Raw genomic sequence first — 14,113 nt, 5'->3', positions numbered from 1 at the left:
GGCTCGCCCTCCGCGGCCAGCCTCCGAATCAATGCCCAATCTTCCAAAGTGATCACTCTCCAATAGTTGAGTGTTCACTTTTCAAGCGCCGCTACTGTCCAGTTTTCAAGCGCCGCCGACAGTCCTCGAACATGTAAACCCATTCGGCAGGTGGAGGATCCTCGATGTCCCGCCACCAGACCGGGTATGACTCGCGCATCTCAACCGTCACATTCGCGGTCGCATGCACGGGCCCACCCCGCGATGCGACCGCCTTCGCCGGGAATGGCAGCACACGTGCAAGGGACAGCGGAGCGATCCGACGAGGACGATGATTGTTTCGTATGGCCTCCCGAATTATGCCATATGGATTAGGCCATGCGACATGTCTGCGCTCACGACGCTTAGTAGGTGCCTCGACGGAACGAAGAGATTGAAGCCGAGTGGAGGGCGTACTCACAACGATTCGCGACTTCGCTTCGTTCCGCGCGCGATCGCGCCGGGCTGAGTCAAGAAGACGTCGCCTACCGCGCCGGTCTCACTCGCTATACGTACCAAAAGTACGAAAAGGGCGAATCGAGGCCGGGGCATCCGGCGAACCCGACGCTTCGCACCGTCCTCGCTCTCGCGCAGGTGCTCGAGACGTCGCTGGTGGACCTGATCCCAAAGGACTTCCCAGATCTTCGCAGTCGTTGACCGACGGGCGCGCTCCCGGTGAGCTACTACCCTTCGGAGCAGCTCGTCTCTCTACTGGTCGACGTCACCGTCGACGAACGCCACGGCGGCTCGACGAACTTCGGCATGACGATCTTCCCGGATCGCGCTGACCGGGGTTTGCTCGTATAGCCACGGATTTCCCCCGATGAACCACCCGCGAGCAACGGACGCTCCGTCGGACTCTGACACATCCGCCCAGACCTCGTGCGCGACGGTCAGCCGTCTCTGAATTTCTACGCTTGGCTCTGTTCCGGGGCCGGCCGCCCATTCGTTCACCTCAGCTCGGCCGACACCCGCGAGCGCCGCTACCAACGTCGGGCCAAGGCTGTCGGTGAGGTCGCGAACCAACTGGTTGCTGCTAACGACGGGGTCGTTGTCGTTCATACCCATGTGATGACCATACGGAACTCGTCGCCAAGAGTCACTCCCAATTCACCGTGTGCGGCACGCCCGCGCTCAATTGGGTCCGATCGTGAGCTCAGCGGTACTAATTCGCGTGCCCGAACTCGTTCCGATGTTGGAGCAGCCGTGCTCGAATCGTCGGGATGCGCGGCAGGAGGGACTCTGCAAACGGTCCGAGGGGAATCGTTCGCGCGACCGCACGGACCGGTCTCCCCGACAAGATCAATTCGCGATCGCGCACTTCGATCATCATTGCGGGACTGCTCGATCCGCCCACCGTGGCGGTGAAGACCGACTCGATCGCGGCCGCATGGCCTTGGCGCCCGGCCTTGGTGTGGATCAGCATCCGGACGAACTCGGGTTCGGACAGCCGGCTCATGAGTCTGGCGACGATGGGGAAGTCGTCGATCTCGCCGCTTGGCGCATGCGATGGCTGGTGCAACTCACGCCATGCCACAAGGAGTTCTCGCGCGATGAGTCCCTCGGGACTGCGGTAGGCGATGCCTCGTTGGCTAAGCGCACCATTGATGATGCGTTGCGCGGCCAGCACCGAAGCGCGGCCGTCTAGATCGAGATCCGCACCGCCATCGTGCCAACGGCGGTGCCGGATGCAAATCGGCCCCACATGACGCGCAATCTCAACAACTTCGCCGCGAGCACATCGACGGCAAAGCAGGGAACGCGGTTGCGGTTGACCCTTGGCTCGACTCGACCCCAGCGCAGACGGCGTCTGGCTCTTGTCGAAGCGTCCAATCGGAATGCCACCGAGCACCTCGAGAGCGTGACCGGCATAATTCGGAGAGACACCCAGCGGCAGCCTCGACTCTGACCGGCGCATCGCCAACCAGAGATCGGCGGGGGCGATCTGATTCGCGATACACAAGCGATCAAAGTAGCTCTCGGGCGTCTCCAGGAGCCAAGGTGTCACTTCAACCGGGAGCGCGCGCAACTGGGCGATGCGCTGATCCGGCGGCTGAGTCATGTCGGCATAGTCCGCGCGTACGCCTTCATCGACGCGAGTACCGTGGCTGCCTGGCGCTGGTATTCCGCCTGCTCCGCGCGCCAATCGTCCGATCCTTCTCGCTGCCTCGCGAGAACAGCATGCTTTGCTCTCAGCCACTCCGTCTGATGCCGTATCGAGTCGAAGTCTCGTCGCCGACGCTCCGAAGCTTCGTGAATTGCCCAAAGTGGGTCTTGCCGATGCTGTCTGCTGCGAGTGAGGTGGCTTAGAAGGTCTCCTGCGACGGCGGGACCCAACCGTAGTCGAGGGCGTTCATCGGTTGGCTCTTCGTTCGCCGGAGTCATGTTAAGGAGCGTCTCCCTCATGGTCGTGCCTGAAGCAGGCTGCTCGCGAACCATTTTGAGTACCACGGGCGCGCTGAGGCGTTCCAGCAGCGCCACCAGTACGGGGAAATCCTCGATCTCTTGATCGGGATCAAGCACGGCATTGAGCGGACGCGGCCCGTCGTACCAACCGTGAATGAGCCCTCTCGCGACCGCGGCCTCCGGGGTGCGGTGGCTGATAAAACGCATGTGGAGTGACCTGTTCAGATGACGTTGCGCCACAAGGTGCGCGGGAAGGTGTGAGACATCGATGTCGAGGCCACCCGCGTGCCAGCGTTTATGTCGCACGCAAATGGGGCCAACCTGCTGGGTAGTGGTAACTACTTCGCCGCATGCGCAGCGCTGACACATTGTTACCGTGCCGTAGCCACGCCAGCAGTTGTAACAACGCCTCTTCCACCAACCTGGTTCGTGCACGCAGCGAATCGCAGGCCCCAACCTCTCGCCGAAACACCAGTTAGGAATTCCCCCCAGGCGGGCGACGATGTCCGGTGCCGCGGACGGGCTGACCGTCATCGGCACCTCAGGGTCCGCCTCGCGGACGATCTTCCACAAATCGCGTTCAGGTACAGAATTCCAGATGCTCAACCGACGAAAGTAGCTTGATACGGTTTCCGCAGGATACAGACGCACACGAACGGGGAGCTGCCGCGGGTCAATCACGATCTCTCGGCCTAGGCCTTTACTTTCATGTTCGTCTTCGCTGTCGCTCCCTCTGCGCGACGAGTCCGCGCGGCATTGCGAGCGACGCCGGACAGATTGAGCGCCTCCGAGCCATCATCCATCGCCCTGATCGAAGCGATCTGAAGGTAGTCCTTTACCGGCCCGATCTCGCCAAAACTGAGCTGATGCAGCTCCCGCGCCGCTCCAAGGATCGATCCGCTCTCTTGATTCAGGAGACACAACGAGTCTTCGATGGCCAGCAGAAGGTCACCCCAGTCGGTACGACCCTTCTCGCTCGTGATCCGGTAGGGCTCGGCGGTGTGAAGCTCGAATCGCTTGCGGATCTGCCCTACCCGCGTGCCTGCGAGCAGTCCAGTTTCCTCGACGTCGATACCCGCGTACACGAACGTCCCCCCGCACCGTTCAGAGAGCTGCTTGAGCATGTCTGATGCTTCGATATTCTGCCGATAGTGAAGATCCAAGTGGTGGACGTCGTCTAGCAGGATCAACTCGGTGGAACACCGATGCAACGCATTCGAAACCATGTCGAGCAGCGCCACGTACGTCATCCGCGCGAGTGTGGGCAGCCCCAGAAACCTGGCGAACTCGTGCAGCAGCGCCTTTGCCGTGCATTGCGCCGGGACCGTGACGTACGCGACGGGAATCTTCCCTTCCAACGCCGCCGGATGCTCCGTTATACGCCGACGAAGCTCATGTTCCTTGCCGATCTGCAACAGCGTGGTCGTCTTCCCCCTCCCAGGCTCCCCAGAGAGAATTACACCGAGCTTTCCGAGCAGACGATACTGGTTCACCAGCATCCGTTCTCGAGTCGCGCGCTGGACATCCCGAAACTGCGGCGTCTTGACGAAAGCGCCGGCCTGCGCATAGCGGGTCCTGGCGGAGTTATACATCGCACGATCGCCGAAGGACATCGCATTCAACTCGTCGACGGTGACCAGGACGGGCTTGTCGTACGACGCATCGACGTACTCACGCCAGCCCTCTCGGGTGGTGATTTCCATCATTCCTCCAACCTCCATCTGATCTCCTGCATAGGCTCGCCGATCAGTTCGAACCCACCTCGATTCGGCCAATCTTCCATCGGCGCCTCATCACCGATCTCGTTAACCGGCGCGTCCGGAGTGTCCTCGATCGCAGTCGCGCTGGTCATGTTCATCGGATCTGCAGCCACCGCTTTGGCCCGGGCCCGATGCCGCATCGCCCGCTTCGGATTCCCCGCGGCCGCAAACCCTCGCATTGCCCGTGAGAGTTCATTACGTTCGGCAGAATCCGCCGAAGGCCGGTTGCGATACTCGTCGCGGGCGTAGCGCCATACGTCGCCGAGCATCGGCATCTCGTGAACGTCGTTCGCCCACGAGAGCGGGATGAACTCGCCGTCCACATCGAGCCAAACGACATGCAGATTGTACGGGTCGACCCGAATCGCCCACCGTCCCCGTTTCGACTTCTGCGGAGATTGTCGACGACGAAGCTCCGCTAACCGCTTCGAATCGTAGACGCGGTGATCGATAGTCACCCCATATCGATTGATACGCCGGTGTATCACTGGGAGCAAAGCGATGAAATCATCGCGTGTCAACGGCACGTGCAGCTCCGGCGCCACGTGACGGAACGCCTTACACATCTCGTTCGGCGACAACGCGATTCTCGGATGCAGCGGGTCACGCAACCCATCGTGGCTACGGTTCTGCCACTCGACCGCGATCCAGTCCTCCAAGAGTTCCTGCATCTGGGCGATCGTCAGCAGTTCTTCCGACTGGCTCTCCACGTCGCGCCCGCGATGCTCAACGCTGCGGCCAACGTAGCCCTTGGCGTACTGCAAAAACAACGACGCGATCGACTCGAACGTCCGCTCAACGTGCGGCTTGTCCGTGGGAGTGTGCGGCGCGGCCGCGATCAGCGAGATGCCGAGGCGTTCGCACGCCTCGGAGAAGTGCCTTGAGAGATAGTTGCGACCACGGTCGGTCGTGATGGTCTCGGGGAAGATGTATGGCTGCGCCAGGCGGAGGCGTTCGAACCGCTCCTGATCGACCAGCGCGTCGTCTACCCATGCTGTTGAAATGAGGCGCCGCGTCTCACGCGCACCTTCGGGACGCCGGGCGTATGGCACGAGAGCTCGCGCCAGAACGACGACGAGGTCGACACTTTTGGTCCCTTCCGGGCGCAGGACAGCCGCCAAGATCGAACGCGTCGCAACATCCAGCAGAATCGAGAGTTCAGGGCGACCAATCGTCGAGTCGTCAATGCGGACCATCACATCGAGTCGGGTCGAATCGATTTGCACCTGTTCGCCGGGACGCAGCGGTGTCCGCCTTCGGAATTCGCGATCAGGTTGCAATGCCAATGACTCCCGTGTCTTGGCGGATCCGAAGGAGAACCGTCCTCGATCCTCTCTGTCCAAGATTCGATAGAACGTAGCGCGGCTTGGCATCTTGACGTCGGTTCCGTGCTCTCGCTCTACGAGACGCGTGACCTGTTCGAGCATCACCGCCTTACTTGTCGTTGACGCTCGAGCGCGATTGGTAAGCACGCGATTGATCGTGTCAACAACTCGCGGATCAACACTCATTACCCGCACGGACCTGAGATCGGAGGCACGGTAATCTGCCAATCCCATCTCGCCATTTCGGCGATACTCACTAATCTGCCGTTCAACCGTCCGGGTAGAAACAGATCGTCCGAGCACCAAGGTCAGCATCTGAGCTTCCTCGCTCAAGATGTCACGAAACGGATCACCCTGCTCGAGCTTGGTCTCGATCCGCTGCATGGAGTCCGACCAAGCACTGACTTCCCGTGCAGCGTTCGCGCCCAGTTCCGTCACAGAAGGGCCTCTGAGGGCGCTGCCCAAACTCGATTCGCCGTCGGCCACGACGTCATCGAACGCGACGTCGAGCTCAACCCGATTCTCATCCCTTAACGTCACTGAGTGGGCGCTCACGACGACGACCTCGTACTGGGTACCCCGCCACACCAAGTGCTTACCGGCCTCGATCTTCATGTCACGCCCCTTCCAACCAGCGTTTTCAATGACAGCGGCTGCTCCAGATCGACGCTGAGCTTCCCGTTCCAGATCAGGTAATAGCAACGCGCAAGCCCCAGCTCGCCGCCACCCATCTGCCCGGCGATCTCCGCAATTGAGGCCTCCGCCCAGTTGTAATCGAACTGTCCGAGTTGATCTCGCCATGGTTGCCCTCGGAACCGCATAAGAAATCGCAGGTTTGCGTCGCGAATCGCTGAGGAGCCACCAAAAACTAGGTACGTCCATCCAAGAACCTTCGCAAGCGTGGCGGTGCGGTCGAACTGCGCACGAACATCGTGGTCATCGAGATGTTTCTCTGGCTTCACATCGATGAGAAGCGGTCGACCGTCGACTGCTCGAGCGAAGTAGTCAGGCACGTGTTTCGCACTTTTGACACCATTCCACCGGACCCACATCGGCTGACTCGAAACCATGCAGATCTCGCCTCGACGATCGAGCTCTACTAAGCATGCACGTTCGGTCAAGGACTCGAACGGAACAGACTTACCCGAGCTCTCCATCCAATAGGCACCGTCGTAGTGCCGACGCCCACGCCAGGCAGGGAAGCTGCGAACGGGATCGGCGGCTTCGAACGCAACGTCGGAGACATCGAGTGCGTCCAGTGTGCGCCGCACACCCGACAGCTGGAACTCCACCTGACACGAGGCGTCATCATCCGGGCGAACTCCAGGCGCCCACTGCAAGAACAGGTCCAAAAGGGATCCAATCGACACGACGGATAAGTCCCTATTCGGCAGACGGCCAGACTCCTTAGGAGAGGTTCCGTCCTATGTCATGTGAGCGCCAACTCACTCACGTGCAGAGTAGGCCGGGGCGCGGCGTGCCTGTTGCGACGCGCCGCCGAATGCCAACTTTTGTGAGACACCGCCAACTTTCGTGAGACGAATGCCAACTTTCGTGAGACACCGCCAACTTTCGTGAGACAGGACATCGGACATCGGACACACGATCCCAAAAACTTTTCGTAACCAAACCGTTGCATTCGTTACCCGGCCGTTATACAGTGATCACACGGTGAATGTTTGCTGTGGCATCCACCGCATGTGATTGCAGGACACTCTTGGTGCAAGGGACAAGGGCCGGCCGGAAGCCTCTCCGACCGGCCCTTCACCATTGGCGATATTCTGTTCTCATGTCAGACCGAAAACTCGCGCTCGAAGCGTGGGAAGGCCTGTTCCGAGCACAACACGAACTCTTCGCCACCATGGCCGCAGACTTCGACGACACTCAGATCACGCAAGCCGAATACGACGTGCTGCTCACTGTCACGCGCGCGCCAGAAATGACCGCGCGCTTGCGCGACGTGACAGCGAACATGCTCATCAGCCAGCCCAGCGTTTCGCGCCTGGTCGACCGCATGGTCGCCCGTGGGCTGCTTTCGAAAAGTTCGGACCCGGATGACGGACGCGGCTCTTTGCTGACGGCAACGGATGCCGGCGCCCGCAGCTTCCGCGAGCTCGCGGCGGTGCACAGCCGTTCGATTGTCGAGAGCATGTCGCCGCTCGACGATGATGAGCTGCGCACGCTCCGCCGACTCACCAACAAGCTCCGCGGGCTCTGAACCGAGCATCCACAGCCTCACCCATCGGAGGCTATCTCTGGCATAGTCGAACCTGACGTTCCCGCGAAAGCCGGGGGCTCGGAGGGAAAACTATGGAGATCGCCGGAGCCTTCGGCATTCTGCTCATCGTCGGCATTGCCGTCATCGTCCTGATCGTGGTCGGCCTGATCGTCCTGCTGTTTGCACGCAGCTGGATTAAGGTCGCACGTGCCGATGAGGCGCTTGTCATCTCAGGACGCAAGCAGAAGGTGCAACGCACCGTAGAAACACGCAACGCCGACGGAAGCATTTCGGGCCAGCCCGAGCTGGTCGAATCCCCCGTCACCGTGATCGTCAACGGCAAGTCACTCGTCAACCCGATCACCCAGCGCCACGAGATCATCTCGCTGCGCTCGCGCCAGGTGTCGCTCAACGCCGAAGCTCAGTCTCTCGACAGCGTGACGCTGAACGTCGACGGTGTTGCGATCGTTAAGATCGCATCCGACCCGCTCTACGTGCGCCGCGCTGCAGAGCGCTTCGCCTCACAGGACAAGGCGATCGAGCAGTTCACCACTGAGCAGCTCGAAGGCGCATTGCGCGGTATCGTCGCCACCCTCTCCGTCGTCGAACTGATGAGAGACCGTAAGAAGTTCTCTGACCAGATCGCCGCCGATGTCTCGCAAGATCTCGCCGAGCAGGGCCTGATCCTCGACTCGTTCCAGATCAAGGGCATCACGGACGCCGTCGGCTACATCCAGTCCCTCGGTGCACCGGAGATCCAGTCCAAGCGACAGTCGGCCGAGATCTCGCAGACGAACGCCGACCGCGCGATCAACCAGAGGGTCATCACCAACCAGGAATCCAACCTGGTCGAGCAGACCGCGCTCGACACGAACACCGCTAACGCCAACGCCGGCATCGGTCGAGCCCGCGCCGAAGCAGAGCAGGCCGAGCACCTCGCCCGTGCGCAGGCCGAGCAGGCAGTGCTCCAGCAGAACGCTGAGAACCGTCAGGCCCAGCTGGATGCTGACGTCAAGCGTGTTGCGGACGCGCAGAAGTACGAAGCAGAGACTCGCGCCCAGGCCGACCTGTACACGCGTGAGCGTGCCGCAGAAGCCGCTGCGATCGAGCAGGTGAAACAGGCTGAGGCCCGTACCCGCATCGCTGAGCAGCAGGCAGAGGCCGACCGTGCCCGCGCCGCCGGTGAAGCCCACGCCGCCGAAGCTAAGGCAACCGGTGAGGCCAACGCCCTCCGCGCGCTCGCCGAGGCCGAATCCGAAGCTCGCCGCCTTCGTGCCAATGCAGAAGCCGATGCTATCCGTGCGGAGGGTGATGCGCGAGCATCCGCCCTCGAAGCAGAGGCAAAGGCCATCGCGTCCAACCAGGAAGCGTTCCTGTCGCAGCGCGTGCTCGATGTGCTGCCGTCGATCATGAGCGAGTTTGCGAAGGGCTACGCCACGATCGGCAGTGTCTCGATCATCGGCGGTTCCGGCGAAGACGGTGCTTCCAGCGTCGTCGGCGCCGACAGCGCGAAAGCGTTGAAGTCCGTGTTCGACAGCGTGAGCTCCGCGACCGGTCTCGACCTCGCGGGAATCATCCAGGGCCAGGCTGTTGGCCGCGGAATCGGCGATGGACTCGCCCAGACACAGCAGCAGGCTCCCGCCTCCGCGCCGACGAAGCGTGCGAAGACGAAGCCCGCCGAACCTGCTGCCACTCCCCCGCCGACTGCATCGGCCGAGTAACTGCTCAGAAGGCGCCGGCGCGGATCATCTGATCCGTGACCGGCGCCTTCTGCATCTCGTCTCAGGCCGGGCCGCGTCGACTTCGGCGTCGGCGTTGGCCGCGCTCGCGCGCTCCTGTTGCTGCGCGCGGACGCCCGCGACCCCGAGTGGCGGTCATGTTTCAGCCTACGGCGTGGTCGTACACGCGCTCAGAACAAGAGACACTGGAGTGGTGACCCGTGCACCGTTCGACCAGTTGAAGATCGGTCGTGGGCTGGCATTTTCCGCTGCGGTCGATGACCTCAACGCTGCGCTTGACCGCAATGCGTCAGTCGTCGTCAGCTCACCGCCCGGAACGGGAAAGACCACACTCGTTCCGCCCATCCTTGCCGGCCGTGTGTCCGGCCGAGTCATCGTGACTCAGCCTCGGCGGGTTGCCGCGCGCGCAGCCGCCCGACGGCTCGCCCAGCTGGACGGCTCGCCCCTCGGCTCGCGCGTCGGATTCACCGTCCGCGGCGAGCGCCAAGTAGACAGCTCCACCCTGATCGAGTTCGTCACCGCCGGCGTGTTGCTGCGTCGCCTGCTCGACGATCCCGGCCTCGAAGGCATCGGCGCTGTCGTGATCGATGAGGTGCACGAACGCGCCCTCGAAACCGATCTGCTGATCGGCTTGCTCGGCGAAGTCCGCGAGCTGCGCGAGGATCTCATGATCGTCGCGATGTCGGCGACGCTCGACGCCGATCGCTTCGCGCAGGTGCTCGGCACGGATGCCGCTCCTGCCCCGGTTGTGACGCAGACGGTCGCGGCGCATCCGCTCACTGTGCGCTGGGCGCCGAGCCCCGCACCCCGGCTGGACCAGCGCGGCGTGACCTGGTCTTTCCTCGATCACGTCGCGAGTACAGCGGTCGACGCGCATCGTGCGCTGATCCGGAGTGATTCGACGGCCGACGCCCTCGTCTTCGCGCCCGGCGCCCGTGAGGTCTCCGAGATCGCCCGGCGCATCCGCGGTCTCGGTGCAGAGTTCGATGTCCGCGAGTTGCATGGCCAGATTCCCCCCGCCGAGCAGGATGCCGTGATCGGTGGGCGCAGCGCAGGTGAAGTCCCACGCATCATTGTCACCACGTCCCTCGCGGAATCGTCGCTGACCGTTCCCGGCGTGCGCCTCGTCGTCGACACGTGCCTGTCTCGCGCACCGCAACGCGATGCTGCCCGCGGCATGAGCGGTCTGGTCACCGGTCCCACCTCCCGTGCCTCTGCCATCCAGCGTGCGGGGCGTGCGACCCGACACGGACCCGGCGTGGTGGTGCGATGCGTCGACGAGCGCACGTTCGCCGCAGCACCCGCGCGACCGGCCCCGGAGATCGCCACGACAGACCTCACCGATGCTGCACTGCTCCTCGCCTGCTGGGGTGCACCCGCAGGGGCTGGTCTTCGCCTCGTCGATCCTCTGCCCGCAGACAGCCTGAGCGACGCGCTCGGGGTGTTGTGCGGACTCGGCGCGATCGATGCCGATGGCCGTGCCACCGCAGCAGGCAGGCAGCTCGCCAAGGTCCCGACCGATCCTCGTCTCGCCCGCGCACTTCGCGACGGCAGCGCGCTGGTTGGTGCGCGCACCGCAGCCGAGGTCGTCGCCCTGATCGGGGGCGAACTTCGTGTCGCGGACGGAGATGTCGCGACCACGCTCATCGCGCTGCGAAACGGACGAAGCCCTGACACCCGCCGCTGGGAGCAGGAAGTCCGACGCCTCGAACGATTCACCTCCACTTCCAGCAAGACCAGCAAGACAGGTGCAGAGCGCAGAAGCACCGATCAGGTTGGACTCGTCATCGCACTCGCCTTCCCGGAGCGGATCGCCCGCCGCGTCGATCACTCGACGCACGGTGCTATCTTCCTCCTCGCATCCGGAACCCGTGCGGGCATCGCTGGTCCGCTCGCCGGTGTCGAGTGGCTGGCGGTGGCCGATGTCACGCGCGCTCAGGATCGAGCTGCCGCCGGCACCGGAGCGATCATCCGCTCCGCCGCCGCCATCTCTGAGAGCCAAGCGGAGCAGGCAGCGACTCATCTGATCACTGACCGGATCGAAGCCCAGTTCGTGAATGGGCGCGTCCAGGCGCGTCGCGAGCGTCGGCTCGGCGCGATCGTCCGCTCGTCTGTTCCTATGCGCGTTCAGGCAGGTGAAGGCAGCCGAGATGCCGCGCGCCGCGCCGTCGAAGAACAGGGCCTCGGGGTGTTCACCTGGTCAGAGGCCGCCGATGGATTGCGGCGGCGCCTCGCTCTGCTGCATCGCGAGCTCGGGTCCCCCTGGCCGGACGTCTCCGATGCCGCGCTCCTCGGCACCCTCGATTCCTGGCTCGCCTCTGAGCTCTCGACCCTCGCCACGGGCACTCCCGCCGCGCGCATCGATCTGACCTCGGCGCTCCGACGCGTGCTTCCCTGGCCAGCAGCCGTCGACTTCGACGCTCTGGTTCCCGAACGTCTCGAGGTACCCAGCGGATCACGCGTGCGTCTCACCTACCCGCCTGTCGATGACCCGACTGCGCGGCCTGTTGTGGCAGTGAAACTGCAGGAGTGCTTCGGATGGGCCGAGACGCCACTGCTGGTCGGCGGCCGCGTGCCGGTGCTATTTCATCTGCTCTCCCCCGGCGGACACCCGCTCGCTGTCACCGACGACCTGGCCTCGTTCTGGGCAGGACCCTACGCGCAGGTGCGCGCAGAGATGCGCGGACGGTACCCGAAGCATCCGTGGCCGGAAGACCCCTGGTCGGCGGTTCCCACCCGGCACACGAAGCGTCGCGCGAACCAGAAGTAGCCGTGGCGCGCCGCCCGGCTCGTTCACAACTCCTGAAAATTTGCGCCGGCTCGGCCGCTGCGGGCGCACAGGCCCCGGAAACACGCGACCGCCCGGAACCACACCCCAGACTTTTCAGGAGTTATGAACGGCGAGAGCTCAGCACTCGATGACGTTGACCGCGAGTCCACCCTCGCTGGTCTCCTTGTACTTCGTGGACATGTCCAGGCCGGTCTGCCGCATCGTCTCGACCACGGCGTCCAGAGAGACGTAGTGCTGGCCATCCCCGCGCAGGGCGAGACGAGCAGCCGTCACCGCGGTGGATGCGGCGATCGCATTGCGTTCGATGCAGGGAATCTGCACCAGCCCACCGATCGGATCGCAGGTGAGACCGAGGTGATGCTCCATGGCGATCTCGGCGGCATTCTCGATCTGCCGATTCGTTCCGCCCATGACCGCGGTCAGCCCCGCGGCCGCCATCGCGCATGCGGAACCCACCTCGGCCTGGCATCCCCCTTCGGCGCCTGAGATCGAGGCGTTCGCCTTGAACAGCGACCCGAGAGCGGTCGCGGTGAGGAGAAAACGGCGGATGCCGCGCCGGCGATTCGCCTCGGCGACGAGGTGTTCCGGCCCGAGCCCCTCGGCAGGCTCGGGCGGCCTGGCGTCCGAGGCTCCGCTGAACCCGAGCAGCGCACTGCCGACCAGTTCGCCGTGCGGGGTTACTGCGTTACCCGATCCGAGCCCAGAGTCGGCGAGGAAGCGCCACCAGTACATCGCAACGGCAGGAAGGATCCCGGCTGCGCCGTTCGTCGGCGCAGTGACCACCCGCCCTCCGGCGGCGTTCTCTTCGTTGACAGCGAGCGCGAAGGCGCCGAGCCACTCGCCCGGAATCTCTCTCGCCCCGTCCGCTTCGGATGCTTCCAGCTGCTCGCGGATCGCACCGGCGCGGCGTTTCACCTGGAGAATGCCGGGGAGCACTCCGTCAGCGTGCAGTCCGGCATCCACGCACTCGACCATCGCATCCCAGATCGCGTCGAGCCCCGAGGCGACTTCCTGCTCGGAACGCACCGCCATCTCGTTCAGCCGTGCGACGTCGGCGATCGACAGCCCGTGTTCGTCGCACAGCGCCAACAGCGATGCCGCATCGACATAGTCGAAGGGCAGGGCACCGGAGCCGACGGACGCTTCTTCGCCATCACGGCGGATGAACCCACCCCCGACGGAGTAGTAGGTCTCTTCGGTGAGCGCGTCGCCGTCGATGCCCTCCGCACGCAGCGTCATGGCGTTCGGATGCCCGGGCAGCCGCGTGCGCGGCGCGAACCCGATGTCGGTCTTTGCGAAAGCGACCGCGTGCGTGCCATCGATCAGCAACGATCCTGCGTCGGGGAAGTCGGTCCAGGCCCGGCGGACTTCTGCGGGATCGCAGGCCTCGGGTGCGAGTCCGCGGAGGCCTGCCACCACAGCATCGGGGGTGCCATGACCGATGCCGGTCGCGCCGAGCGAGCCGAACAGCGTGCACGTCACTCGTGCGACATCGGGAAGCTGCCCGCTGCGGCTCAGCCGTCGAGCGAAATCAAGCGCCGCCCGCATCGGTCCGACCGTGTGGGAGCTCGAAGGCCCCACTCCGATGGAGAAGAAATCGAATGCCGAGACGTACGCTGTCACGACTCCAGGCTACGCCGATGGAGCCTGTCCGGCGTGTTCTGCGCCAGCGTCATGCTCGCACAACGCGTTGACTTACGCGGAGATGGACTCCGAGACCTTCGCGGCGATGTTGCATTTCGTCAGCAAGCACAACCACCAGGCGGGCATGAACCAAGGACGCACAACGAATACGAATCTTCGTGAAAGGGTGAGCCACCCAGCCGAGTTGAGTGGCTCACCCTTCGCTCGTTCAG

At 63.7% G+C, this 14,113-nt stretch carries 10 protein-coding genes; 4 read left to right on the top strand and 6 right to left on the bottom strand.

Annotated features, from left to right (window positions below; translation table 11 throughout):
- Positions 1-390: 390 nt before the first annotated feature.
- Positions 391-675, top strand: a complete 285-nt coding sequence (locus ACSU1L_RS11205) for a helix-turn-helix transcriptional regulator (protein WP_439255845.1) — start codon at positions 391-393, stop codon at positions 673-675.
- Positions 676-726: 51 nt separating this feature from the next.
- Here ACSU1L_RS11205 and ACSU1L_RS11200 read toward each other — a convergent pair whose 3' ends face one another.
- From ACSU1L_RS11200 to ACSU1L_RS11180, 5 genes are all read right to left on the bottom strand, one after another.
- The gene (locus ACSU1L_RS11200) at positions 727-1,086 is read right to left on the bottom strand and encodes a hypothetical protein (RefSeq protein ID WP_439255844.1); all 360 of its coding nucleotides are present in this window, start codon (positions 1,084-1,086) and stop codon (positions 727-729) included.
- A gap of 97 nt (positions 1,087-1,183) precedes the next feature.
- On the bottom strand, positions 1,184-2,080 hold the full coding sequence (locus ACSU1L_RS11195; protein WP_439255843.1) for a hypothetical protein: 897 nt from the start codon (positions 2,078-2,080) through the stop codon (positions 1,184-1,186).
- A 1,036-nt stretch (positions 2,081-3,116) separates the two neighbouring features.
- Complete coding sequence (locus ACSU1L_RS11190; protein ID WP_439255842.1) at positions 3,117-4,127, bottom strand: AAA family ATPase; 1,011 nt, start codon at positions 4,125-4,127, stop codon at positions 3,117-3,119.
- On the bottom strand, positions 4,127-6,124 hold the full coding sequence (locus ACSU1L_RS11185) for a hypothetical protein (RefSeq protein WP_439255841.1): 1,998 nt from the start codon (positions 6,122-6,124) through the stop codon (positions 4,127-4,129). Before ACSU1L_RS11185 ends, ACSU1L_RS11190 begins: the two co-directional genes overlap by 1 nt.
- Positions 6,121-6,879 (bottom strand): TnsA-like heteromeric transposase endonuclease subunit, encoded by a 759-nt coding sequence (locus ACSU1L_RS11180; protein WP_439255840.1) that lies wholly within the window; start codon positions 6,877-6,879, stop codon positions 6,121-6,123. The genes ACSU1L_RS11185 and ACSU1L_RS11180 overlap by 4 nt, the downstream gene beginning before the upstream one ends.
- A gap of 419 nt (positions 6,880-7,298) precedes the next feature.
- Here ACSU1L_RS11180 and ACSU1L_RS11175 point away from each other — a divergent pair, with 419 nt between their 5' ends.
- The 3 genes from ACSU1L_RS11175 (at position 7,299) to hrpB (ending at position 12,236) form a co-directional block, all read left to right on the top strand.
- Positions 7,299-7,727 (top strand): MarR family winged helix-turn-helix transcriptional regulator, encoded by a 429-nt coding sequence (locus ACSU1L_RS11175; protein WP_439255839.1) that lies wholly within the window; start codon positions 7,299-7,301, stop codon positions 7,725-7,727.
- Positions 7,728-7,819: 92 nt separating this feature from the next.
- On the top strand, positions 7,820-9,448 hold the full coding sequence (locus tag ACSU1L_RS11170) for a flotillin family protein (RefSeq protein WP_438255668.1): 1,629 nt from the start codon (positions 7,820-7,822) through the stop codon (positions 9,446-9,448).
- 211 nt (positions 9,449-9,659) lie between these two features.
- Positions 9,660-12,236 (top strand): ATP-dependent helicase HrpB, encoded by a 2,577-nt coding sequence (gene hrpB, locus ACSU1L_RS11165; RefSeq protein WP_439255838.1) that lies wholly within the window; start codon positions 9,660-9,662, stop codon positions 12,234-12,236.
- Positions 12,237-12,374: 138 nt separating this feature from the next.
- Here hrpB and ACSU1L_RS11160 read toward each other — a convergent pair whose 3' ends face one another.
- Positions 12,375-13,880: an L-serine ammonia-lyase, iron-sulfur-dependent, subunit alpha gene (locus ACSU1L_RS11160; protein ID WP_439255837.1), complete on the bottom strand. Its 1,506-nt coding sequence runs from the start codon at positions 13,878-13,880 to the stop codon at positions 12,375-12,377.
- Positions 13,881-14,113: the final 233 nt, after the last annotated feature.

This window comes from Microbacterium sp. A94 (assembly GCF_051842855.1).
Taxonomy (GTDB): domain Bacteria; phylum Actinomycetota; class Actinomycetes; order Actinomycetales; family Microbacteriaceae; genus Microbacterium.
This window is presented reverse-complemented; position numbering and strand designations above follow the sequence as displayed.

Coding starts and splice junctions, on each gene's coding strand:
- ACSU1L_RS11200 (WP_439255844.1), bottom strand. CDS start 1,086: ATGGGTATGAACGACAACGACCCCGTCGTTAGCAGCAACCAGTTGGTT.
- ACSU1L_RS11195 (WP_439255843.1), bottom strand. CDS start 2,080: ATGACTCAGCCGCCGGATCAGCGCATCGCCCAGTTGCGCGCGCTCCCG.
- ACSU1L_RS11190 (WP_439255842.1), bottom strand. CDS start 4,127: ATGGAAATCACCACCCGAGAGGGCTGGCGTGAGTACGTCGATGCGTCG.
- ACSU1L_RS11185 (WP_439255841.1), bottom strand. CDS start 6,124: ATGAAGATCGAGGCCGGTAAGCACTTGGTGTGGCGGGGTACCCAGTAC.
- ACSU1L_RS11175 (WP_439255839.1), top strand. CDS start 7,299: ATGTCAGACCGAAAACTCGCGCTCGAAGCGTGGGAAGGCCTGTTCCGA.
- ACSU1L_RS11170 (WP_438255668.1), top strand. CDS start 7,820: ATGGAGATCGCCGGAGCCTTCGGCATTCTGCTCATCGTCGGCATTGCC.